15 protein-coding genes, 3 tRNA genes and 3 pseudogenes are annotated in these 25,720 nt (G+C 47.2%); 12 read left to right on the plus strand and 9 right to left on the minus strand.

All coding sequences use genetic code 11. The features are described from left to right. Window positions 1-59: 59 nt before the first annotated feature. The 5 genes and pseudogenes from SBG_RS09435 (at window position 60) to SBG_RS09455 (ending at window position 4,937) form a co-directional block, all read left to right on the plus strand. Window positions 60-135: transfer RNA gene (locus SBG_RS09435), tRNA-Asn, on the plus strand. 161 nt (window positions 136-296) lie between these two features. Further along, a pseudogene (locus SBG_RS09440) lies at window positions 297-836 on the plus strand (tyrosine-type recombinase/integrase); the annotation flags it as partial. 544 nt (window positions 837-1,380) lie between these two features. Next, window positions 1,381-1,761 carry a Flp family type IVb pilin gene (locus tag SBG_RS09445; RefSeq protein ID WP_000382607.1) on the plus strand — a complete coding sequence of 127 codons (381 nt, stop codon included), beginning with the start codon at window positions 1,381-1,383 and terminating at the stop codon, window positions 1,759-1,761. Between the two features lie 21 nt (window positions 1,762-1,782). After that, complete coding sequence (locus SBG_RS21095) at window positions 1,783-2,766, plus strand: type VI immunity family protein (RefSeq protein ID WP_001282592.1); 984 nt, start codon at window positions 1,783-1,785, stop codon at window positions 2,764-2,766. Window positions 2,767-3,440: 674 nt separating this feature from the next. Continuing rightward, window positions 3,441-4,937 (plus strand): C69 family dipeptidase, encoded by a 1,497-nt coding sequence (locus SBG_RS09455; RefSeq protein WP_000490764.1) that lies wholly within the window; start codon window positions 3,441-3,443, stop codon window positions 4,935-4,937. Between the two features lie 129 nt (window positions 4,938-5,066). Here SBG_RS09455 and SBG_RS21710 read toward each other — a convergent pair whose 3' ends face one another. Then, window positions 5,067-5,222, minus strand: coding sequence for a hypothetical protein (locus SBG_RS21710; RefSeq protein WP_231845625.1), 156 nt, complete (start codon window positions 5,220-5,222; stop codon window positions 5,067-5,069). 130 nt (window positions 5,223-5,352) lie between these two features. After that, window positions 5,353-5,426 (minus strand) — tRNA-OTHER (locus SBG_RS09465). A 231-nt stretch (window positions 5,427-5,657) separates the two neighbouring features. Between SBG_RS09465 and SBG_RS09470 the strand changes: the two genes are divergently transcribed. Next, window positions 5,658-5,927, plus strand: coding sequence for a PerC family transcriptional regulator (locus SBG_RS09470; protein WP_020844616.1), 270 nt, complete (start codon window positions 5,658-5,660; stop codon window positions 5,925-5,927). A 570-nt stretch (window positions 5,928-6,497) separates the two neighbouring features. On the opposite strand, the gene SBG_RS09475 is transcribed toward SBG_RS09470, so the two are convergent. The 4 genes and pseudogenes from SBG_RS09475 to SBG_RS09490 form a co-directional block, all read right to left on the minus strand. Further along, window positions 6,498-7,061 (minus strand): hypothetical protein, encoded by a 564-nt coding sequence (locus SBG_RS09475; RefSeq protein WP_024135053.1) that lies wholly within the window; start codon window positions 7,059-7,061, stop codon window positions 6,498-6,500. A gap of 70 nt (window positions 7,062-7,131) precedes the next feature. Beyond that, the gene (locus SBG_RS09480; protein WP_000841160.1) at window positions 7,132-9,867 is read right to left on the minus strand and encodes an autotransporter outer membrane beta-barrel domain-containing protein; all 2,736 of its coding nucleotides are present in this window, start codon (window positions 9,865-9,867) and stop codon (window positions 7,132-7,134) included. 496 nt (window positions 9,868-10,363) lie between these two features. Further along, entirely contained in the window at window positions 10,364-11,050 is a 687-nt protein-coding gene (locus tag SBG_RS09485; RefSeq protein ID WP_001119815.1) for a helix-turn-helix domain-containing protein, read from the minus strand. 2,015 nt (window positions 11,051-13,065) lie between these two features. Continuing rightward, window positions 13,066-13,329: pseudogene (locus SBG_RS09490) on the minus strand (LysR family transcriptional regulator); the annotation flags it as partial. A gap of 282 nt (window positions 13,330-13,611) precedes the next feature. Between SBG_RS09490 and SBG_RS09495 the strand changes: the two are divergent. From SBG_RS09495 to SBG_RS09520, 6 genes and pseudogenes are all read left to right on the plus strand, one after another. Next, a tRNA-Asn gene (locus SBG_RS09495) sits at window positions 13,612-13,687 on the plus strand. Between the two features lie 161 nt (window positions 13,688-13,848). Next, window positions 13,849-14,388 (plus strand): annotated as a pseudogene (locus SBG_RS09500) (tyrosine-type recombinase/integrase); the annotation flags it as partial. 411 nt (window positions 14,389-14,799) lie between these two features. Beyond that, complete coding sequence (locus tag SBG_RS23140; protein WP_000955764.1) at window positions 14,800-15,864, plus strand: DUF4150 domain-containing protein; 1,065 nt, start codon at window positions 14,800-14,802, stop codon at window positions 15,862-15,864. A gap of 21 nt (window positions 15,865-15,885) precedes the next feature. After that, entirely contained in the window at window positions 15,886-16,869 is a 984-nt protein-coding gene (locus SBG_RS21100; protein WP_001282591.1) for a type VI immunity family protein, read from the plus strand. A gap of 330 nt (window positions 16,870-17,199) precedes the next feature. Next, window positions 17,200-18,654 (plus strand): AMP nucleosidase, encoded by a 1,455-nt coding sequence (locus SBG_RS09515; protein WP_000432056.1) that lies wholly within the window; start codon window positions 17,200-17,202, stop codon window positions 18,652-18,654. A gap of 135 nt (window positions 18,655-18,789) precedes the next feature. Then, window positions 18,790-19,035, plus strand: a complete 246-nt coding sequence (locus tag SBG_RS09520; protein ID WP_079775221.1) for a SymE family type I addiction module toxin — start codon at window positions 18,790-18,792, stop codon at window positions 19,033-19,035. Window positions 19,036-19,100: 65 nt separating this feature from the next. Here the strand turns inward: SBG_RS09520 and SBG_RS09525 are convergent, their stop codons facing one another. Genes SBG_RS09525 through SBG_RS09535 form a run of 3 tightly spaced genes read right to left on the minus strand, consistent with a single transcriptional unit; the run spans window position 19,101 to window position 25,149 of the window. Continuing rightward, window positions 19,101-19,364, minus strand: a complete 264-nt coding sequence (locus SBG_RS09525) for a MafI family immunity protein (protein WP_000179616.1) — start codon at window positions 19,362-19,364, stop codon at window positions 19,101-19,103. Continuing rightward, on the minus strand, window positions 19,364-23,971 hold the full coding sequence (locus SBG_RS21105; RefSeq protein ID WP_000968080.1) for a PAAR-like domain-containing protein: 4,608 nt from the start codon (window positions 23,969-23,971) through the stop codon (window positions 19,364-19,366). The genes SBG_RS09525 and SBG_RS21105 overlap by 1 nt, the downstream gene beginning before the upstream one ends. Next, window positions 23,971-25,149, minus strand: a complete 1,179-nt coding sequence (locus SBG_RS09535) for a DUF2169 family type VI secretion system accessory protein (RefSeq protein ID WP_000395716.1) — start codon at window positions 25,147-25,149, stop codon at window positions 23,971-23,973. The genes SBG_RS21105 and SBG_RS09535 overlap by 1 nt, the downstream gene beginning before the upstream one ends. Between the last annotated feature and the right edge of the window lie 571 nt (window positions 25,150-25,720).

Consider the following 25,720-nt stretch of genomic DNA (forward strand, 5'->3'; position numbering starts at 1 on the left):
TTAATTTTACTGTTGACACGTTATAACAGGCCCAGTATTATGCGCCTCGTTGAAACGATTCCTCTGTAGTTCAGTCGGTAGAACGGCGGACTGTTAATCCGTATGTCACTGGTTCGAGTCCAGTCAGAGGAGCCAGATTCCTGTTTCTATGCGTCTCAGAATGTCTCAATAGTGTTTTGATTCAGAGAGTTAGCGTAGAAACTTGTCTCAGCGGATATTGATTTATCTCTCCGCATCAGGACAAATTGGTGGTCTGATTTAGGGTCATTTCAGTTCGATAATGGCGTGACCACCATATGTCCCTTACTGACAGCAAAATCCGCGCGACTAAACCTTCAGCAACTCCCTTTAAACTGGCCGATTCCCAGGGTTTGTATCTGCTTATCAATCCGGGCGGCTCACGCCTCTGGTATCTCAAATACCGTTTTAACGGCAAAGAATCCCGCATTGCATTAGGCCCGTACCCTCAGGTTTCCCTGTCCGATGCCCGCCAGCAGCGCGAAGGTATTCGCAAACTTCTGGCCCAGAAAATCAACTCCGCCCAGCAACGAACCGACGAACGGATTGCTCATTCTCCGGATAAATATTTTAGAGCCGTGGCGCTGGCCTGGCATAAGAGTAATAAAAAATGGTCAGCGGATTATGCCGCCCGTCTGCTCGCCAGCATGAACAACCACATTTTTCCGGCTATCGGCCTTCTGCCTGTCACCCTGCTGAAAACGCAGCATTTCACAGTGTTACTGAGAAATATCGAAGAAAAAGGCTTTCTGGAAGTCGCGTCACGTTCCCGGCAGCAGCTCTGCAACATCATGCGTTACGCCGTGCAGCAGGAGCTGATGAAAGAAAAAACTGAATCTGGCTTTGAATGTTTTTGTCGCACTTAATGAAATACCGCTGCATTTCACCAGTCACCAGTACTCCGTCGTTATTCCATCATTTCAGTGATAACACCGGAACCAATTATAATGGTGCAGGATATATCCAGTATTGGTGGTCGATAATGCGATATCATTAAATAATATTCATGATACAACATAAATTGGAGAATATATTAATCCATTGAATGAATTAGATAAATCCAATACCAAATCGCAGTAAGAATGACTCACATCAAGACATATTCATATAAAACATACTCTACTTCATCAGTTTATTTATCAGTTGCCTGGTTTTACCCTCATATTCAGGGGCGTTTTCTCCGGAGAACAAAATGTGGCAATGATGCCAAACGATTAAAAGACCTGGATATGCTGACAATCAATATTAATGGATTAACCCTGTGCCACAAAGGCAGCAACGGCATCAGTCATAATACATTGCCGGATGTGTGCGGAAGGGGCCCCCAGCGCACGGTATTACACGCCCAAAGGGGGCCGGAGGATGGACGTTATTCAGCTTAACCGGGACGGCAAACCCAGGCGTCTGATTGATGTTAAGTTTCCGACTGACAGAGCACTGGATAGTAAACGCTTTAATGATTACAACAAAATGGCAGAAAAACTCGATTCAACATACGAGACCTTCGAGGCCAGTAAGCGATGCCCAGGCTGGCCAAAAACCTGCCCGAATGAAAAACCCCAGGAGCAACCGCAGACAGAGACACAGCCGGAAGAGAAAAGTGCTTCTGCCGCTCAGTATGCCATCCTCGGTGGACTGGTGGTGGTGGCTGTTATTGCCACGCTGTGCCCGTTTGACGGTCCGGCAGGCGATATTATGACCTGGGGAGCGGTCAGCACCCAGGCGGGCAGCATGGCATTTTAATTTCAAAAACCGGAAATGAATATGAGTGATAACAAGACATTACCAGAGATTGACAATAACGCGCTTGCCGAACTGGACAAAGTCAAAATTATGGGCCGGGTGGCGGTGGAGGCCCGCATTGCGCTGGGGGTGGAACTCTTTATTGCCCCTCCGGGGCAAGAGAAAACGCCAAAGATGTATCAGGATATGCTCACCTCACTGGAAGCCTACTACCAGCATTTTAAACCGCATCTGAATTGCTACCTGCTGCCCAACAGCCGCAGTAACCGGATGATTAAAGGAAACCCGGTACCTGTCTGGCGTAAAGCGCTGGAAAATGTGGATATGGATTATGGATTCAATTTTGAGCTTTTTTACGACGATACATGGAAAAGGGAAGCCTTTAATGCTTCACCCTGGCGAGCAGGATGTATGGGATTAACTCCCGAAGAGAATCAGCTTTCAAATATCACTGGCGCTATGCCGGTTTGTAACGATGAGGGGGATAACCACTTTGCCACCCTTTTTGCCATGACTCTGGCCTGGTGTGAGCGCCATCAGCCGGTTCATGGTTCGGCAGGATTCTGCTATGCCCTATGCACAGGCATTGAGCCACAAGCTCGCTACACCTGGGCTTCTATGCAGCGTTTTCCTGGTATTGATTTTTTTGACCCAGTAATATTTTCACTACGAGTTAAGGAAAATTATAACCGGATAAAAGGGGTAAACTGGCTGACGATATTAGGGGATACGCTGGTAGCGGAACTCGGTGGTGTGGAAACACTAACTTGTGCGCTGGAGCCGGAATGTCGCATTCATCCTTATCGTGGCGGGATTATCATTATTGCCGGGCCAGTACCGCAGACAGGTGATCTCTATACCGGGTTTACCCCACAGCGCTACAAGAAAGTAGCCGCAGTGACCCGCCCTGTACGTTTTGATAATTACCGCAGACCTTTTCTGGAGCTACCAGAACAGTTCGACTCCATGGAGGCAACGATGAAATGGATAAGGCGCTTTGATTAACTGAACGTAGTAAAGCAATTTTTGCCCAGTGCTCTGACAGCTGTATGTATCGTATACACGCGACTGAAAGTTATAGTAAAATTTGTGGTCATTCTGGTGGTCTTGACAACCCTAATTTTTAGGTTTAGCTTACAAATCAGCCAGTTAATGGCAAAGGCGATCCCAGTCAGAGGAGCCAGATTCAGAAAAGCCTGCTTCTGAGCAGGCTTTTTACTTTGTATCTCCGTTCTGCGCTTCTGCGTTGATTTTTCTGGCGATATATTTTCAGCCCCCCGGAAAATTACCCATTCCCCTGGCTCTAACGTTAATCTTTTATTTCTGTAACATAGCGCGAATAAACTATCTTATCGCTCTAATAACACAATTAAAAATTCCAGAACGTCAATGTGGATTTTTCTTAAGTACAATTATATTGAGAAGCGTGTCACTGAAATCCTTTCCCTCATTGTTATCCTCCCTCCTGGTTTAGGGAGCATCCTGAATAACAGGATATCTGTAGCTGAATAAATAAACAAAATGGACCTTTTTATTTTATCAGGGAAGTACAGAATATATACAGATATTTGGATAAGTGCGGGCAGACGCATTTTCCATGGCGAAAATGACGGCAGTTTTTTTCGTTGTTAAAGACATGGAATGATCCCTGTGTATTTTGGCGTTTATGAGGGAAAAATATGTTTTCTTTTAAAAAGTGTGTGTTGGCATTGTCAATAAATTTAGCGTTTATTTCATCGGGCTTCTCCTGCACAACGCTGTTGGTAGGCAACGAAGCGTCATCAGATGGCTCGATGATCGTCGCTCGTAGCGCGGATAGCGACGCAATGAAAGCACAGCATTTTATTATCCACCCCGCCAGGCATAATCAGACCGGGATGTATAGCACCAAAGCGCATAACGGCGCGAACGATTTTACCTGGCCATTGCCAAAAGAGTCGTTACGTTACACCACCGTACCGAACTGGAAAACGCAGCTGCATGGTGCCACCGGTTTTAACGAAGCGGGTGTGGGCGTAAGCGGGACAGAGTCTATTTTTGCCTCACCCAAAGCTCTCGCCTTCGATCCTTATGTAGAAGATAAAGGCATTACCGAAGACGATATCCCGGATATTTTGCTTTCGCAGACCAAAACCGCACGTGAGGCGGTTGCGCTGCTGGGGCACATTATTGAAACCGTCGGTGCCGGGGAGGGTTTCGGCGTTGCGGTAGTCGATGATAATGAAATCTGGTATCTGGAAACTGCCACCGGTCATCAATGGATGGCACAGCGTCTTCCGGCTAATCAGTATTTCGCCACGGGCAATCAGGGACGTTTGCAGGATTATGACCCGAAAGACCCTAACGTGATGGGATCTAAATCGTTAGTGACGTTTGCTACTGAAAAAGGTCTTTATCATCCGCAAAATGAGGGTAAATTTAATTTTTCTAAAGTCTATACGCGTGACGATGAACGCGATCGGACCTATAACGATCCGCGCGTATGGACTATTCAGCAACAATTTAATCCTTCAGTAAAACAAGATATGACTGCCGGAAGGCACTTCCCTGTCTTCATGACGCCTGAAAAGAAAATGACGCTTGATGACGTCAAAGACGTTTTACGTAACCATTACGAGGGGACAAAACACGATCCTTATTCTAACGGCCTGAATGGTAAAGAACCCTGGCGCCCCGTCAGCGTTTTTCGTACCTATGAAGCGCATGTGATGCAGGTTCGCCCCTGGCTACCGAAAGAAATTGGCGAAGTCACCTATATCGGTCTGGGTATGGCTGATCTTACCGCTTTTGTTCCCTATTACAGCGGTCTAAAGGCGTATCCGGCAAACTATGCCATGGGGACAGATAAGGCCGACAATCAGTCTATTTACTGGAAATACCGTAAGTTACAGACCCTGACAATGACGGATTACCCTAAGCTTGCTCCCGTCGTGAAAAAAGCCTACGCCGAATGGGAAGCCAAAGTAGCAAAAGAACAGCAAGAAGTCGAAACTGAATATCTCACTATGGCTAAAACCAATAAAGATGCAGCGGATAAAATGTTGAATGATTTTAATCTGCAGGTCATGGCGGACGCTGAGAAACTAACTGAAACATTGACAAATCAGTTGTTCACCATCCGTACCCAGGATATTCAATCTGATATTTTCTTTGCGAATGCGGCGAAAAAAGACTGATACAACGCGCGTATAGATGTGGCATCATCTGGCCGGGAGTTTTCCCGGCTTGATTGACGCGTTCTTCTTTATTGATCACGCCAGCAACGTAAATGGCCTGCGACTATTATTTAATTACTGCTAGCGATATCAATAATTAAACCGTTTCACCAGAGTAAGCTCGCCGGGATTACGCAACGGAATCGTAAAGGTTTCCTGTTTTCTATCTGGCGAGCCTTCGTTTTTTACACTCAACACCTGCGCCGTCGCCAGGCGTTGGTTGCCATAACCGCAAAAGTAATACACGTAAACCAACCTGGCCTCTTTCACAGGCGTAGGCGTCGAAAAATATCTCCGGACCATAGTCCGTTGTTTACATTCGGCAATAGATAAGATGCAAAATGCGTTTATTTCTGTATTACTTTTTTTATTATAATGGACCGCCATCGAGGACTCGAACCCCGTACTACAACATCCAGGTCGTCGCTCTTCCCGATGAGCTAATGGCGGATTAAATATATCATGAGTATAAAGAATATTTGGATGTAGCATCCCTGCTCAAAATAAAAAGAACACGACAAATAAAATTCTCTGCAAACAACGCCGGGCATTTTAAGCGTTTTTCAGGAAAAAACATAGCATACCAATACTCCGAAAAAGGACAACTTTCGATACTGTGATTTCTTATCACAAACATGCAAAATTCTATATTCAGCTATACTATTTAATAGAGACTTCACCATGCCCCAAATAAACTATTCCATTACTCACGACGCGGCGCTGCGGGATGAAATTGCTGAAGCGCTTGAAAGAGCAGGTTTGTGGCGACGCGCGGCAACACGCTGGCTACATGTTTTTGATTCGCTCAATTCAGATAAAGGACGTGAACGCATTGCACAGCGACGAGAGGCATGTTTACTAATAGCCAGTAGCTATGCAGACAGAAATTCTGGTTCGAAACGACGAAAAATTTACCTGACACTTCTTGAGCTTGAGATGTCGCGCACATGATCACTAAACAGTAAATCGCCCGCTGTCCATTTTTGGAGAGAAATATCACTGTTAATTTAAGACGCAGCTTTCTAGAATTTGTACGACCAGACAGTGACTGGCAAAAGATTGCATGCTTTTTGTATTTCTTAACTTCAGGAGAAAGTGAAAATGACATGGTGGGTCAGCGGACTGGCATTGCTGGTATCCGTGACGGTGTTTTCTTTTATAGGATATTTTGTTTTTGCTGTGTTTATTGCCCCGATGTCATATCTTATAATCCAGTTTATAGCGATATCCTGGCGCGCATTTTCCAGGATCCATGATTAATTTTACGTAGTAATTTATTATCCTCGTTATAACTCTCTACCGTCTATGTGGTGAATTGCAGTCCTCCGAGGCAAGCCGAAGATAAGCATCGGCCACCACACTTTTCCAGTGAGTAGTTGCCCTACACTCCTACACTTCCTCTGTAAATGGCAGAAAAAACCAGCCTGGGCTGGTTATCAGAATTATCAATTAGTAATAAAAACGGATATTTAGTGGTAAGATTTAGTTTGACTGAGATCGCGTGGCAAGAGAATGGTTGTTTTACAAAAAACTCATAATCCTTTCAAAGTTACATGAGTTAATCAATGCACTAAAGCCGGGATTATTCTTGATGCCTAATTTTTTCATTGCTCGTTGTTTATAATGGCTTTTAATTTTACTTGCCAGAAACTCATCACTGATGTTTTCCGGACATTTAGTGGCGCTGTGAAAAGCAAAGACACCGCTTTTTTCTTTATTCGTCAGTAATTTTTTAGAGTATCCTGATGAGTTTAAACGTTCTTTTTCCAGTAGTGCATTTATCTGGCCCAAAAAGGAGATGATGGCCGTACTGCAACGTACGATATAAAAATGCGTTGTACCAGGAATAAAGCGTCTGATGCATTCCCATGATAGCGAGTCCGATAAAATAATAACTTTACTATAAGTTTCAATATCTTTACGCCGTCTGAGAGCCAACAAACTATCCAGCGGCATTTCCTCATCGACTAAAAAGAGTAAGGTATCCTTGACATTCTGTGGGTGCTTCGTTATTACAGGCTCAAGAATATGCTTCATGCCAAACTCTAAATATTTATCCCGTGAGCAGGAAACAAAATTTATCATTTCAATCACTCAATTGCTGTTAATAAAAAACAGGCCCATTAATAATGGGCCTACAGATGATGAAAAATAATTACCAGGTATATTTCACACCAGCGTTAGCTGACCAATCCTGGTCCACATCGCCACCGCCGAGGTAATCGCCACTGGCATAAGCGCTGAAGTTTTTGGTGAAATTGAATTGCCCCCCCAGACCGGCACGCACCGCAGATCCTTTAACGCCATTGTCAATATCATCACCGTTGACCGTTGCGCTATTACTATCGGCATCATCATATACGTAAGCAATTTTCGCATACGGTGTAAACGATTGATCGCCGAAAGTGAAGGTGTAGCCCGTATTGATGCCCGCTTCATAACGCATGCTGTCATAGGACTGATCGTCTACACTCATATTGTTGCTGAGCTGATAGCTATCGCCATCCTGGAACAAGCCGGAGACGCTAGCATACGGCGTAACATATCCGCTCTGGTTATATTTCCAGTTATAACCCGTTTTCAGACCAAAACCCCAGGCGTCAGAAGAGATGCCATCGCCATTAACTGCGCTGCCATTACTCATTGTCGCTGACAGATCATTATCAAAGTGGTTATAGCTTACGGAGCTGTCAATGAAGATGTTGTTATCAAACTGCGCAGACGCATAAATGCGTGCAGACTGGCTATCTTGATCGACATGACCAGAATCCTGATCAATATCGCCTTTCGCAAAGCCAGCTGCTGCACCGACGATCCATTTCGCATAGTTGCCGTCGATCGCCTTATCAAGGCCTACCATCACACCGCTAACGTCCTGATCGTAGCTCAGCGTATCAGTGTCAGCATTGAAATGGCCGCCAATGTAGGAGATCCAAGCGCCCCCCGTGTCAACCCCATTCTGTGCCTGACGGCCATTATCCAGGCGATTCGCCAGCGCATCCTGCTCCAGATCCCAGATGTTGGTGTTAGCGGAAGGAATACTCAACGCAATATTCGCGTAATCCGTCAGGCCATCTTGTTTCAGAACCACGGAATCACCCTGTTGCTGTGCTTCATATTGATAAGCACCCAGATCCGCTTTATTCGCAGCGGTGAATGATGCGCTGGTATCAGCATTGTCATCATAAACGCGAATCAGCTCATGGCCTTTGTAATCCGCAACAGCCCCTTCCCCCGTCGCATTATCAATGCGCACTTTGTAATTACCGGCAACATCGCCGTTAACCGCCAGATGACCGTCAGAATTCAGGCCCACCACACCATAATCAGCAGCATTATCCGTATTGCCATTAGTGTAGCCGGTATTCAAATCGCTGTTCAGAACATAATCGCGGCTGGCGACATCGAGCGTACCGCCTGACGTTAAGACCATATTATGCGTATCAACCTGGCCCAGTCCCAATTCCAGCGTCGCATTGTTGCTCACGGTAATGGTATTGGCATACAGAGCGGCTGTTTCATCAGTTAAATTAACATCGCTGTAACCATCAATATTTAGCGTATTCGCCGCAACGCGGCCATCATCGCCAATATTCATAGAAGAAGCTGTGTTCAAATTGATGCTGTCAGCCAGCAGTGAAGAGCTTTCAACATTAACCTGAGAACCATTGTTAACGGTTAACGTATCAATAGCAGAGGCTTTACGCGTATCCCATTCTGAACCATGATCCAGCGTGACATTGAAGACGCCACTCTGGAATACGTCAGCACCATCAATATAACCAGTATCGCTACTATAAGTTGATGCTGGCCACAGACTATTAGCGGCAACATCGTACAAGTCGGCTGTCGCCTGAACATCTGAAATCGCGGCGCCAACCCATTTGCTGCCATTATCCAGCGTCAGGTTCATTTCATCCTGGTTGAGACTATCATCGCTGTAGCCCATATTTGAATCAATAACGCCATCCGCGTTGGTATCTTCTCCCTGCGGCGCAAAACCTGAATTAAAGGTACTGACAAACAGTACGTCGCCGGTCAGCGTGGAATTACTAAAGGTAGCATTGGTTTTCATCGATTCTTCAGAAGCTGAATTATCGATTGCGGCAAGCGCAACGTCGTTCATATTAACAATACGATCATTGCTATTGATTGTGCCATCGCCGTTGACGTCATAATTCACCGTCATCGTCGCATCACCGCTATAATCTGACGGTTTTTCAGACTGTCCATAAAAACCAGTCGTGTCCAGTTCCGTCCAGGAACCTGACGTTACCGTTGAATCCGTAACGGTAATATTATCAACGAAGCTATCAGTACTACCGCTATCAGCATAATCCTGCTCTTCCTGCCCTAAAGTAATACCCGCAACATGCGAGTTATTCTCAATGGCAATGTTGCTTTCTTGATCCAGCGTAATTGCAGTCCCAAGCGCATAGGTAGGAATCGTTCCGGCTGCCGTGCCGTCTGTATCATAATAATCAAAATGTTCGAAGCTGTCGTCAATTGTGGAATTATCCACGGTTAATGTCAGCGGATCATTATAATTCTGAACAGTATCGACACAGCCGTCTGTCATGCAAGCTGACGTTACCATTCCATGAATAGTTGTATTGCTGATTGAGAGCGAATTTGGATTGGCGGTATCTGCATCAAGATAATTTGTGGAAATAACACCATTGACTACCGCATTGTTGATAACTGGATACACATCGGCATCATCCGCATTCCAGTCAGCATAGCCCTGATACACAGGAACACCGGTCGTGCCATCGTATGTGAAGGTGTCCCAGGTTCCATTAGATATATCTGTCGCGGATGCCTGAAAGGCCAATCCTAAAGAACAGGCCAACGCGATTTTTGTTTTATAAAACTTACCATTGCTTTTCAACGAAAACTCTCCATCCGAATATCAAAATTTGCGCACATTTGAAGTCGTTATGCAGCTATGCTGCGCGCGGCTTGATTAATCACGGCCATGTCGAATACCCTTCAGCAAGAAATTACTACCGCCTCTTACAAGAATAAGAGTTCGAGCACGCACGATAATCACAGAAACATTAAATCAACCTCAAAAATGCAATTCAATTTCTTTTGATTAATTCTCCAAAGTTGGACAAAGCTTCAAAATATCCTATTTTGGATGAATTTCATAAATGGGTATTTATTATTGTTTTAGCAGGAAAGTCTTTTATTGGATATTATAATAGAATGGGCATTAGCAATGATAACTGTCACCTCACATGTCGCTATGTCTATGTCAGTGTGGCAGCAATCTTATTTCGAGGATTAAAAAAATGCGGCTTATGATTGGATAATAGAAAAAGGATGTTTGCCTCTCCCAGGAGGCATACATCGTCTATGTCGTAGCAGTATGTTAAAACGAGCTAAAAAGCTTTGGGTAATTTTTTAAGATCAACAAGTTTACCTACTTTAATGGCGATGTAACCGCCTTTTTTCAGGGCTGATAATACATCCATAATTCGGCTTCTGGAAAGATTAGTCCGCTTTTGAATAAACGCGGCGATGTTGAGCTGGCTGCGAATGTCTTCCGGATATAGCCAGAGCTCCATCAGGACGGCACGAATAGAGCCATAGGCATCCCGTCCAACCAGTTCCTCCTCCATCGCGCTCATTGTCATCAGTCGTTGTGCGAGAATACGCGCAATATCATGCCACAAATCATGTTTATCACACTGTTCAACAAACGCCGCCAGAGGAACCTTAAAGCCTTTACAGTGCGTCTCCGCACAAATATAGTGCCGCGGGCGATTTTCAACCCCATAGTAAAGACTATAGCCGTCTATAAGTCCGAGCACCGTCGGTGCGAATCCTGTACCAGAGTGAAGCCCGGTGTTGAAATGGCAGACGGAAACGCATCCTTCGGTCAGAAGAATAATAAAAGCCGTTTCTTTGTCATCACTATAATAGATCTCCTCTCCCTGCTCCAGTTCGAAAGGAATTCCAAAGCTATACAGTTTTTCATGCAGAATTTTAATGGCCTGTCTGGGTTTCGTCTTTAGAGCAAAATCAAACGAATGTAAAGGGTTTGAAGCATCAGGTTCATGGGGCATCTTAGTTCATCCTTTTGTAACTAACACGGTATCATCAGTAAATAATTATTCAATCACTTCATAGAAATATAAGCAGCATCCGTAAAAAAGACATCTCAAAGCGAATTTATAGTTTACTAACCAACTGATAGTCGCTTTCCCTCATGTACATGCAAAAGACCGATGCCCGTTAAATTAAGCAAGATTGTTTTCACTAAAAACCACATAATTAACATTGAAATAGTTGCAAATGTTTTTAATTGCTGCACTTCTGGCAATGTCTCGGCAAGTTACCTAATCAGGTCCCTTTACCCTGATTGGCAGAATGACTACCAAAAACCTCAACTGTCTATCACGTTAATAAAAAAAATTACTCGACTCCTCGCACCTTTTCACCAGAGCAGTGAAAAAGAAATGCATAATATCTTTCTTTTGCATAAATATACTTGAGTATAACGCCCAAAGATATGAGGCTTATGACCCACCTGTCAGGTAGCGCTGACTCATTGTTTTTAAAAACGCTCATTATTAATATCATAAAGTTTCAGAAAGCGGTCGCGGACCTGTCTTTTGTTAAACTTGAGCACATATACCCCACGGCAGACTCTATCACGCACCTCACAGTATTGTGCTCCTGCAAAATGCTATTACCTCTATCAATTAGTTTCGTTAGTTAACTTTATTTTAAGCGTTAAAATGTATCTTTTTGTTCAGCGTAAACCTATAAGGTAAGCCGTATACACACTGTCCACGCCAGACAAGATTAACCTAATTCAACATAAAATATAAGCATCATTATTCACTAAGATTATATCGCAGAAACACTTTGTAACAAGTAAACAATTGAAATAACAGCACCTCTTCGAGAAATAAATTAAACATGTCGAATAAAGCGCATAATATATTGTTTTTATTATATTATTTTCAGTTTTCATGATATCGAAAGAACTTATTTTACATGTGAAAATTATCAAATCCATACACCACACTTATGATTAACAACAAATATAAAACAACCATTTTCCAAAAATACGACTCTATTATAAAAATAAAAAAACACGCATGATAAATTATGCATTATAATGCCACCATTATTCACTACCCAGTACATTTCAGTTCTAACTTCGAATAGCCATAATTTATTTGTTTCAAAAGATGTTTGTCCTAAAATGGACTCAGGCATATTTTCTGAAGTGCTGTGGCGAATAAATATTGGCATGGTAAGGAAATAACAATCCAACTCAACATTCCCCTGCTCTTTTATTCATCCCCATTAAGACATTATTCGCTTTTCTAAATAACACGTCATGACGTTATATTAGTTATATTACATATCTGTTACAGGAGCGCATTCAACCCAGTTTAATGCAATATACTTTCAGGCGACATGTCTTTTTGGTTTTCGTCCAGAATTGACATACAAAAAACATGCATAGCAAATCATTATAATACCGGGGAGAATCTGTCGTTTACCAGGAATGAGAACAGAAGAAGGTTTGCGGAAACGGTTATACTACGAGGTCAGTTCGTATAGCACTTCATGCAAAATGAAGTCACTTTAAGCCATTGACTGTCTTATCTGAACGTCACTGCTTAGATTGCATCAATAAATACCAAGGTCATCCAGAAAAATCAAATAGTTATCAGTTTACCTCTCCCTTACACTTCCTTTGTGCCAACAGTTAACACAATGACTGGCTCACCTTAATATGTCCTTTGACACCAGCTATGGATGACACACCAGCCAGCCTGATTTCTTTAGTGTCTTCCAACATATTATACAAATTTTTCCGCCTTGGGAACGTTACCAAAGACATTATCTAAAAAAGGATTTCACTGTTTCCGGCAGGATGAAGCAGTGCCTTTCATCCCCATCCTGCTTTAAATTAAGTTATAAACACACCTTATCCTCTCCCCTCAGGTTCTCTCACAGGCTTGCCCGGCGACTCGCACATTTTACGGTGACACATTCTTATGCTTAGCGTACTTGTCTGAGAAGTGCAGACGAGGCCAGAAACACCCCGCGTCTCATGACGCGCCTTCCCGCTACTATTAACCGCCAGTTTCGCCTGCTCACACTGCTGCAGAATGTTCCAGGCATGGGCATAAAGAATTTTTCCGGCTTCCGTTGGCACCACCCCGCGTTTTGTTCGAATTAATAACTGCTGATTCAGTTCTCCCTCCAGCGTAGCTACCTGCTGGCTGAGCGCTGGTTGCGCGATATGTAATACTTCTGCGGCCCGTGTCAGACTGCCTGTATCAACAATTTTCACAAAATACTTCAAGCGTCTGAAGTTCATAATCCCCTGCCTTTAACCTCTATGGCGTCACATCTTAAAATTATTAGCAAAATGCCTGCCAGGTTTTCACACCGCATCAGACGCAGGATGGCAGCCGTCACAACAAGCTCGTCGCGCTTAACTTGTGCAATTACAGACGATGCTGCACCACGCCGGGGCAAAGTGATGATGAGATCAAAAGTTCAACGCTTTGTTGTTTTTGTCGGCAAACAGACGCGTAATTCTGTTTCTCCCTTTGACAAGCCGATCGCACGTCGTTACTATGCGCCCCGTTCACACGATTCCTCTGTAGTTCAGTCGGTAGAACGGCGGACTGTTAATCCGTATGTCACTGGTTCGAGTCCAGTCAGAGGAGCCAAATTCCTGTTTCTATGCGTCTCAGAATGTCTCAATAGTGTTTTGATTCAGAGAGTTAGCGTAGAAACTTGTCTCAGCGGATATTGATTTATCTCTCCGCATCAGGATAAATTGGTGGTCTGATTTGGGGTCATTTCAGTTCGATAATGGCGTGACCACCACATGTCCCTTACTGACAGCAAAATCCGCGCGACTAAACCTTCAGCAACTCCCTTTAAACTGACCGATTCCCAGGGTTTGTATCTGCTTATCAATCCGGGCGGCTCACGCCTCTGGTATCTCAAATACCGTTTTAACGGCAAAGAATCCCGCATTGCATTAGGCCCGTACCCTCAGGTTTCCCTGTCCGATGCCCGCCAGCAGCGCGAAGGTATTCGCAAACTTCTGGCCCAGAAAATCAACCCCGCCCAGCAACGAACCGACGAACGGATTGCTCATTCTCCGGATAAATATTTTAGAGCCGTGGCGCTGGCCTGGCATAAGAGTAATAAAAAATGGTCAGCGGATTATGCCGCCCGTCTGCTCGCCAGCATGAACAACCACATTTTTCCGGCTATCGGCTATCTGCCTGTCACCCTGCTGAAAACGCAGCATTTCACAGTGTTACTGAGAAATATCGAAGAAAAAGGCTTTCTGGAAGTCGCGTCCCGTTCCCGGCAGCAACTCTGCAACATCATGCGTTACGCCGTGCAGCAGGAGCTGATGAAAGAAAAAACTGAATCTGGCTTTGAATGTTTTTGTCGCACTTAATGAAATACCGCTGCATTTCACCAGTAACCAGTACTCCGTCGTTATTCCATCATTTCAGTGATAACACCGGAACCAATTATAAGGGTGCAGGATATATCCAGTATTGGTGGTCGATAATGCGATATCATTAAATAATATTCATGATACAACATAAATTGGAGTATATATTAATCCATTAAATGAATTAGATAAATCCAATACCAAATCGCAGTAAGAATGACTCACATCAAGACATATTCATATAAAACATACTCTACTTCATCAGTTTATTTATCAGTTGTCTGGTTTTACCCTCATATTCAGGGGCGTTTTCTCCGGAGAACAAAATGTGGCAATGATACCAAACGATTAAAAGACCTGGATATGCTGACAATCAATATTAATGGATTAACCCTGTGCCACAAAGGCAGTAACGGCATCAGTCATAATACATTGCCGGATGTGTGCAAAACACCGCCTTTCGGTGTGCCAGTGGCATATGAAAATGAAGCCTGTTCGGCTGACCTGGTGAAAGGCACGGTCAGTGTATTTGCCGACGGAGGCAACATGATAGCCAATATGGGTTCGCAGTTTGCCCGTAGTGTTTTCAATGAGCCCGGCAGCATGGGTGGCGTGCTGTCCGGGACAAACAAAGCAGAAACAGACTGGATATCTCATTCGTTTGATGTGTTCTTTGAGAAAAAACCAGCCAGTCGGTTAACAGATAAGCTGTTTATGAATCATCGCAACACGGTAAATATGGCAGGATTATGCCAGGAAAGCCTGAGTGATGATGAACTGGATGACATCATCTGTAAACATGCGCTGGATTGTTACACCACACACTGTAATAACCTGAAATCCCAGAATCCGGAGGGGGAATATTTTACCTATCAGAAATGCCTGGAGGACAAGCTTCGGGAAGAAGCCTATAACGGCAGGTATCCCAGTGATGAATGTAAAATCTGGACAGAAGTGCATTTTGATAAAGCCCTTGAACTGATTTATTCAGGGACTCAGGAAGGGGCCCCCAGCGCACGGTATTACACGCCCAAAGGGGGCCGGAGGATGGACATTATTCAGCTTAACCGGGACGGCAAACCCAGACGTCTGATTGATGTTAAGTTTCCGACGGACCGGGATTTAACACCTGACCGTGCCAGAGATTACAGGAAGATGGCAAAAAAACTCGACTCAGAATATGACACGTTTAACGTAAAGAAGCGGTGCCCCGGCTGGCCAAAAACCTGCCCGAATGAAAAACCCCAGGAGCAGCCGCAGACAGAGACACAGCCGGAAGAGAAAAGCGCTTCTGCCGCTCAGTATGCCATCCTCGGTGGACTGGTGGTGGTGGCTGTTATTGCCACACTGTGCCCGTTTGACGGTCCGGCAGGCGATATTGTGACCTGGGGAGCGGTCAGCACCCAGGCGGGCAGCATGGCATTTTAATTTCAAAAACCGGAAATGAATATGAGTGATAACAAGACATTACCAGATATTGACAATAACGCGCTTGCCGAGCTGGATAAAGTCAAAATTATGGGCCGGGTAGCGGTAGAGGCCCGCATTGCGCTGGGGGTGGAACTCTTTATTGCCCCCCCCGGAGAGGAAAAAACCCCACAGATGTATCAGGATATGCTCACCTCACTGGAAGCCTACTACCAGCACTTTAAACCGCATCTGAATTGCTACCTGCTGCCCAACAGCCGCAGTAACCGGATGATTAAAGGAAACCCGGTACCTGTCTGGCGTAAGGCGTTGGAAAATCACGATGTGGATTATGGATTTAGCTTTGAACTTTTTTACGATGACACCTGGGAACGGCAGTCCTTCAACGCCTCTCCCTGGAGAGTGAGCTTTTTGGGAGACATTCCAGAACGTTCAGATCTGTCCTTTATTCAGGGCTCCATGCCGGTCTGTAATGATGAGGGGGAAAATCACTTTTCCACCCTGTTTGCCATGACGCTGGCCTGGTGTGAACGCCATCAGCCGGTTCATGGCTCAGCCGGATTCTGCTATGCCCTCTGCACGGGCATTGAGCCAAAAGCTCGCTACACCTGGGCCTCCATGCAGCGTTTTCCCGGTATTGATTTTTTTGACCCGATCAATTTTTCACTTGAAGTTGAAGAAAATTATCACCGGATAAAAGGCGTGAACTGGCTGACGATACTGGGAGATGCGCTGGTAACGGAGTTGGGTGGAGTGGAAAAACTGGCTCATGCACTGGCGCCCGAATGCCGCCTTCATCCTTATCGGGGGGGAGTCATCATTATTGCCGGGCCGGTACCGCAGACAGGCGATCTTTATACCGGGTTTATCCCGCAGCGCTACAAGAAAGTAGCCGCAGTGACCCGCCCTGTACGTTTTGATAATTACCGCAGACCTTTTCTGGAGCTACCAGAACAGTTCGACTCCATGGAGGCAACGATGAAATGGATAAGGCGCTTTGATTAACTGAACGTAGTAAAGCAATTTTTGCCCAGTGTCCTGACAGCGGTATGTATCGTATACGCATGACTGAAAGTTATAGTAAAATTTGTGGTCATTCTGGTGGTCTTGACAACCCTAATTTTTAGGCTTAGCTTACCAATCAGCCAGTTAATGGCAAAGGCGATCCCAGTCAGAAGAGCCAGATTCAGAAAAGCCTGCCTTCGGGCAGGCTTTTTACTTTTTAGAATCCTTTCTGTTTACGGTTGTTGCTCTTACGCTAATCCCTTTAGTTTCCCCTTTTGCTGTCATACTATCGAAAGACGTGCCTCACCTGTGAACGCTAAGGAGAATGATATGGAAAACACAGGCACAAGCCTGACACCCGAACAGGCGCTGGATCGACTGGAGGAACGGTACGAGCAGTCAGTCAATGCGCTCCGTGAAGCCATCGCTGATTATATTGACACTGGTACGCTGCCCGATCCCCATGCCAGACTTAACGGACTGTTTGTTTATCCTTCTCTGTCGGTAAGCTGGGATGGTGCGACACCTAACCCGCCTAAAACACGTGCTTTTGGACGCTTTACTCATCCAGGCTGTTATACCACCACCGTTACGCGGCCAGCGCTATTTCGCGCCTATCTTCTGGAACAACTTAACCTTGTTTATCATGATTACGGGGCGCATATCGCGGTTGAAGCCTCGCACCATGAGATTCCGTACCCTTATGTAATAGACGGCTCAGCTCTGACTCTGGATCGTTCTATGAGCGCCGGTCTGACGCGTCACTTTCCCACGACAGAACTGGCACAGATTGGGGATGAGACAGCTGACGGCCTGTTCCACCCTGGCGAGTTTTACCCGCTATCGCATTTTGATGCGCGTCGCGTTGACTTCTCGTTAGCAAGGTTACGACACTATACGGGAACACCAGTCGAACATTTTCAGCCCTTCGTTCTGTTTACTAACTATACCCGCTACGTCGATGAGTTTGTGCGCTGGGGATGCAGTCAAATCCTTGATCCCGGCAGCCCTTATATTGCGCTTTCCTGTGCCGGTGGAATTTGGATCACAGCGGAAACTGAAGCGCCGGAAGAAGCCATATCTGATTTGGCATGGAAAAAACATCAGATGCCAGCCTGGCATCTGGTTACGGCTGATGGACAAGGTATTACGCTGGTCAATATTGGTGTCGGTCCTTCAAATGCCAAAACGATTTGCGACCATTTGGCTGTGTTGCGCCCCGATGTATGGCTTATGATTGGACATTGCGGTGGGCTGCGAGAAAGTCAGACGATTGGCGATTATGTGCTGGCCCACGCCTACTTACGCGATGATCACGTGCTGGATGCCGTCTTACCGCCAGATATTCCTATCCCAAGTATTGCAGAAGTACAGCGTGCGCTGTATGACGCCACCAAAGCGGTTAGCGGAATGCCTGGCGAAGAGGTTAAACAGCGACTGCGTACAGGAACGGTTGTCACAACGGATGATCGTAACTGGGAACTCCGCTATTCCGCTTCTGCACTGCGCTTCAACCTCAGTCGCGCTGTTGCGATTGATATGGAAAGCGCAACGATTGCAGCCCAGGGCTATCGCTTCCGCGTACCTTACGGTACCTTGCTCTGTGTCTCAGATAAACCCTTACATGGTGAAATTAAACTGCCCGGCCAGGCGAACCGGTTTTATGAGGGCGCTATATCAGAACATTTGCAAATTGGTATTCGTGCTATCGACCTGCTACGCGCTGAAGGCGACCGCTTGCACTCACGTAAATTACGTACATTTAATGAGCCGCCATTTCGTTAAAAACTCAGTTTTACCGCAAATAAGTTCCCTCCGGCATAGCTGGAGGTTTTTTTATATGTGCCTGTAAAACTCTCTTTATCAGCAGCGCTCCAACAAGTTGGCATTTGCATCTATGGATGTTTTACGGACTGTAAACTGGCTGCCCGGAGAAGGAGCGATCGTAAAACCAAAGTCCCCACCGGATATTCGCGCAGCCCCAGCCTACACCTCAAGGGCGACTGGCTGGCCGAGGCGGGCTTCGAGACAGGGCGCGGCGTCACCGTGAAGATTTCACAGGGGTGCATTGTGCTGATGGCGGACTGTAACGAGGTGCAGGGACTGCGAGAGCAGCTTTATCAGGCTCAACAGGTGGTTAAGGGGATTAAGGATGTGCTTGTTTAGTGGAATGAACGGAGATTAAATAATAAAAAAGCCGGGAAGATTTAATTTCTTACCCGGCTTTTTAGCTACCCGATTAAACCCTTTAAATAAATGATAACATCGCGTTCTAAAGGGTAATTAAATAATGAATTAAATATACAAATTTGTTCGTATTCATTTTTTGTTATGAGAATATCGTTTTCACATATATAGTCACATAGCGTTTCAAATGCTAATGGCTCTTCCCCAAACTCGATGTAACCCAAAGCATAATTTAATTCATCTTCGGGGAGCCTATTACTGAACTCTTCACCGAATTTTTTAAACTTGATGCCAGTAGCTGTAGCCATTATTTTGCTCCTGATAAGCGTGGAACAGGGCCACTATCGGGAAATGCAGTGACAATCCTTCCTTTTGCTGGCTGATAAACAACCCTGATTTGCACTCCATCCCTGACTTCCCATGCAACCCAGGTAGCAGCTTTTCCTGACTTAGTTAATGCGCCTCCGGTTCCTTGCTGGGCATACCATTTAGTTGAAGGCGAATTCACAATATCATCAACTTCAGAAATAATTTTTTTCCCATCCCAAGATTGGGGGAAAGTTGTTTTACCCGGTTGACCTGGCCACATATGACCACCACTGCCAGGACCATCACCATGAAGAATATGCTTCTGAGCTTTTGGGCCACAACCAAATAATCCCAGCGGATCTATCCAAGTTAGCGGATTTACGACGTAAGCATACAGGTTTATCCCCCCCGCCAGCCCTATCGGATCTGCACACAGATACTGCCCTGTATCGCAATCATAGTACCGGAAGCGGTTGTAGTACAGTCCTGATTCTTCATCCTCATACTGCCCCGGAAAACGCAGGCGACAGGAAGGCGTATCATCTTTGTTCCTGCCTTCCTCACGGCCCCACAGGTGTTGCTTACCCCGCCAGACAATAGTGCCGTCTTCGGTCAGCAGTTCCTGAATACGGCCCACCGTATCGGTGATGGTATAGTGCAGTTGTCCCTTTTCGTACCGCGCCAGCGGCGTGAAGCTACCCGGTTCGTATATCCAGCGAATGGCATTTTCGTATTCAGGTGTCCCGTCAGTACCAACAGGAATTTCTTCGGTTAGCTGGTCGCCGTTCCAGTGAAAATCCGTTCCTGGTCTGTCCCGGTTAGTACAGCGCTTGCTGATGCGCCTGCCGAACGGGTCGTATTTGTACTCCCGGCGCTCGCCCTCAGGGGTTTCCAGCCCGGTTAGCTGGCTTCTCGCATCCCAGCGGTAGCGCCACCTGAGTGGGCGGTAGCCGCCTTTATCAACCAGCTTTTCCACCAGGCGACCATTAACATCGTATTTCCAAGTGGTCTGCTCATCGCGGATGACTCTGACAAATTTACCTTCCTCCGGCATCCCGCTGTCCGGGTTGATGCGGGAGGTTGAATGCCGCCAGGCTTTGTACTCCCGTGACGTCACCCGGCCATGCAGCTGGCGCTGGTGCGTCTCACTTTCCATGACCTCATTCACCCAGGTCTGGTGGCGCGAGATATTGAGGTTTCTGTCGTAAGCGAAGCACTCTTCCCGCATGGGGATGTCGCTGCTGCCGGTCCAGGTGGCATGGCTTATCTGGTCGTTTGCCGTCACGCTGTTGACCATCGTACCGCGCAGCGAGTCCGATATCATCGTCAGGTTATACGCTTTGTCGTACAGCCACTGGCGTTGCAGGGTGTTGTTGCGCCGGTAGTGTGGATTCTGTTCCGTGAGGTCACCGGCCTGCTGTCCGGTCAGCATCCCGGTGGGGGTGTAATTCTGGCGGAGGCTGAATCCGGCTTCACTTTGCCGGGATATCTCCTGGCCACGCAGGTCATGCTCCAGGGTCAGCGGGGTATGGCCGTCTATCTGCCATTGCGTGAGTTCTCCTGTCAGTCCACGGGTAAAACGCTCTGTAATACCCGCAGTGGTGCGCTGCGAGACCGTATCCTGGTCGGGGTCGTAATTATATTCAGTACGCCTGCCGTTAATGGTTTCGGCGGTGACCCGGCTGGCGTCATCGTATTCATACGTGACGGTGGCATCGTTATTCCGGGCTTCTGTCAGGCGGCTGAGAGCATCGTAGATGAACGTCGTGCAACTAAGCACCCGGTCACTGTCGCCCTGAGCCACTTCCTCGCGGGTCACCTGGTCGGTGGTGCTGTACTGGCGGTTCAGGTGTGTACCGTCGGGGAAGGTGGTACGGATGCAGCGTCCGGCGGCATCATAGCTGTAGGTTAACGTGCGTCCGGTAAAATCAGTTTCAGCGACAAGCTGCCCGGCTTTATCGTACCTCAGGCGGTAATGCTCACCTTCGGCGTTAGTGATTTCGGTCAGGCGGGTGAGTTTATCGTAACGGCACGCCAGACGCTCGCCATCCGGGCGGATGACAGCGGTCAGCAAGTCAAACGCGCCATATTCGTAGCGGGTGGTGTTGCCTTCGCCATCGGTGAAGCTTTCCGGCAGCTTTTCGCTGTTCTGGCGCATCAGTTCGCGCACACCGTCCGGGCGACGGATTTCTTCCACGCTGCCCTGTGGTCCGGCATGGTTCTTACTGTAGCGGAACTGCGTGGTGTAGCCCAGCGGGTCTTTCACGCTCAGCAATCTGCCCAGAATGTCCTGCTCTGTCTGTGTCACGCCGCCGTCCGGCGCGGTGGTTGCCCGCACCTGATGTAACGCATCGTGGCTCCAGCGCCAGGTTGCGCCGTTCGGCATAATCTGCCGGAGTAAATCGCCGTGTTCACTGTAGCTGAACTGCTGCTGACGCCCCTGCGGGTCGGTCAGGCAGACCATACTGCCTTTCCCGTCATATTCCCACAGCCACACCTGATTCCCCGGTGCGCTCAACCGGGTGAGCTGACCGTGTTCGTTGTAGTCGTAATACAGACTGTAGCCACCCGGCAGAGACACACGGCTTATCTCTCCTTCGTTATTGTAGTCATACGCCGTGGTGCGTCCCAGCGCATCGGTGCGGGACCGGAGCCGGGTGTTCTCCCAGACTGAGGTTTCTTCCCGTCCCAGCGGGTCGATGCTGCGGGTGACCAGGCCATCCCCGTTGTACCAGTAACGGGTTTCGCCACCTTCGGCATCCAGATAGGTGGTACATTTCTCATCATCGTTATAAAGAAACTGGTCATCAAAGTAGCCCTCTGTTGACAGAGTGCTAACCGTCCGCCCCAGCGTGTCATAGACGATATCCACGCAGGTTTTATCCGTGTCCCGCCAGCGGGTCATCCATCCTTCGGAGGTATACTCATGCCATAAATGTGAAAACTGGATGGTATCGCACTCCGCCAGATATCCATTTTTATCGTAGTGACAGGTGACGAGACGCTGGCGCTGTGGTGTCGCCAGGTCAATACTCACCAGTTGTCGCTGTTGCCAGCCGAGCGCGAGCGTATAACCATCGCTGTGATGGATGCCCGTCAACAAACCCTCCGTGCGGATAAAATCAGCCCGGTTGCCATAACGGTCATGGATTGCTGATAACAGGTAAATACCGTTATCTGTTAAAGAAAAAATCTGCGAGTGTTGTGAACGGCGATCGAAAATAGTCAGTTCATCACGTATATCCCCCGACAACCGATAATACGCCTGACGGGAGTTTGCTGTATCACGGAAAATTCCGTTCTGCGGGATGCGGTAATATAAGTCCACACCCTCATGGTTAGTAAAATGCATATCATTGCCATGTACCGTCAGCATGCAGGACCATTCATCGGTCCATTTCGGGCCAAAAATCCCGGTGCCTTTGGCCTGTGAACGGTAAAATCGCGAAAGCGTCAACGGCAGCGAGCCCGGCAGCGAGAGTACGCTAAAATGCTGGAGAAAATCACCGGTTCCGATGTCCACCGGCTCACCAGATTTAGTGCATAACATACTGTTTACACCATCCCCTCTGTCGCCGTTCCCCTGTGTTTCTCCTTTAATATTCGCACCGTCCCGGCCTTCGGGAACCACATCATCCGCCAATTTTTCCGCATCCGTTGCAGCATCTTCGGCGTTATCCATTTTCATCATATGTGCAGCAAATTTTCCGCCGGCCTCGCCTTCATGCACCAGTTTACTGGCTGTCCGCATGGTTTTAAGCCCCATAAATCCGCCTCTGGCCAGACCATATCCGCCCAGCACCAGCGAACCGTAGTCATACGCCATACCGCCGATTTCCTGGTTCCTGTTGCTCATTTTCAGACGGTATTCATCCAGGTTAAAATCACCGGCGTGCGCCATAACCTCCTCACCCATCCGGTACTGTGCTTCGCCCATCTCATCCATGCCCATTGCCGAAAGCATGGCTCCGTTCATCTGCATCTCGCCAGCGGACTGCATAGCAGCCCCCTGCCCCAATATTGTTGCGAGATCCGGAAACTGGTTCCAGAAGGCTTTGGCCGCCCCGATGGTGATATCAAGCAAAACAGGAGCAGCCTCTATTTGCGCACGGCTCTGGTCTGTCTGGATCATCAGCATTGTGTCCCAGATACTTTGTTCTTCTTTTGTTTCCGGCTCCGGCGCAGGGTCAGCTTTACTGACCGAATCAGCAGCAACGGGAGGCTGCCCGATAATTAATCCCGTTGTATTTCTGGCATTCATCCAGAATTTATCGAAGTGGCGCAGAACAGGCTTACCACCGGCAAAAACGGTTCTGCTGTGCTCCAGCGGTTCGCAGATGTCGCCAACCGTGCCACTTTTAACCCCCTTCGCCACCCCAGGCTCATCACCTTTGGTATAAGGAATAATACTTTGATCCAGAACCAGTACCGGGTGTCCGTTAGCTTTCACTGTCTGCACGGTCTGAACCGCGTCTCCCAGACTGGCTATCACAGCATAGGGAACCGGCGGTGTGCTGCTTCCCACCGGGGTTTTACAGACATCCGGTGTCAGGCTGATGACCGTCCACAGCCCGTCCTGGCGGGCGATATAATTTTTCGCCATCATTATTCTCCTGGAACGTGATAACGCGCTTCCATTACCCGTACTGACGGATTAACGGGCAGCAGATAACGCCAGGTCTGCGCCAGTGTGAGGGTGTCAGCATCAATCAGTAACGTATCGGTCCACATCATCTGCGGCACCCATTCACCCGTATCCATTCGCAGCAGAATACCGGCCCGGTTTACGGGTAATGTGAAGGTCATTTCCCCATCCGGGTGCAGTCCGTACAGAGTGAGTGTGGTACCCGGTGCGGGAAAAGGGATCTGCTGGTCACGTGGCGCGCTGTTCCAGTAGCGGAAATTAAAATCCTCCGGAAGACCGGGATGACGGTTTTCCAGCCACGCCTGATCCCAGGTTCCCGCCAACGACAGGCGCGGCAGCCAGGTACGGCTGATACAGCCAAAACCTGCGGGCTGGCATTCCGGGGAAGACCAGTCGGTTTTCCCTTCACAAACGTTAATAAAATGTTGAAGGGTGAACGGTGCGTCCATGGCGATAATCCGGGGAGCTTCCACCTGGTGGATATTGCCAGCCCGTAGGTACCAGGAGGGTGTATATCCCAGCCCCAGCGGGTTTACCGGCCAGGCCATATGCGCCAGCGGCGGGTTATCCGCCTCAGGGTGTTCGCGCCGTTGTTCTTCCGTCAGACGGTTTTCTTCCGGAATGCGGTCAGCATAGCCACTGTCCGCTTCCACGCGGCATTCGCCGCCAAAGGCGTAACGATAATCCAGCGGCAGGGAGACGAAAGGTTCAGGGGCGGTTTCATCCCATTGCCCGGTTAATGACTGTCGCCGATAAAAACGCTGACCGGTTATCTTCAGTTTCTTGCCCAGCAACACCTCGCCTGACGGTGAGCGCATCACTACACCTGCGATTATCTCCGGTACAGCGATGCCGTCCGGCGCGTAAGCCGTGCCGTTAACAATGATATCGCAGGCGGGTTTGAAAGGGGCCAGGTCACTTTCATGCACCACCGGAGAGACGTTCATCTCCCCGGAAAATTTGTCCTCCACCGATAACGGCAATGGCGGATAGTCCATCAGTTTCGCCTGCCAGTGTCCCACTGCATCCCGGACCAGCCTGAAACCAGTTTTCATGGCGATGACGTGATAACGTTTATTGTGTTTATCATCCATTGCATATTCCATTACAGAAAATGGCGTCAGATTACGAAATTCCATATACGCTGTTCCTGGTCATAAAAAAGCGACATTTTATATTTTTTATTTATTTGATGCGTAAGTATAAATAAGGCATCTGCAGAACGATATCAAGCAGAAAGACTTTTGAATACAAATATTGTGAGATATGCTTTTATTAACAGATTATTCCAGGCATTTTTTCATATGGCCTGAGCCACTCATAATAAATTATTATTTTTCACCGAAGCTAATATTATTGGATATATATTTAATTCAATAATTTTTTTAAAATTAATATTTAATATGAATGTATCATCTATGAACAGAGATATTCCCCGGAGTCACGGATAACGTTACGGAGTGAAGCCCGGTGTTCATTTCTTTCATCGCTGTCCAGGTATCGTTTCCCAACAGCATTATATTGTCTGTGGACGACGTTATTTGCGTTATGGCCTGAAAGAAGTGCCAGTCTTCGCCAGTACGGCCCCTTATACCGGTATGACCGTTAACAATTACCGTGACGTAAAGCAGCATCGCCTCAAAACATTTTTCCTGCGAGTCAGCAAGATTTTCAGTTTGATATTGCGTGCCAACAGTTTATGGATATCAT

Source organism: Salmonella bongori NCTC 12419, assembly GCF_000252995.1.
Lineage (GTDB): Bacteria > Pseudomonadota > Gammaproteobacteria > Enterobacterales > Enterobacteriaceae > Salmonella > Salmonella bongori.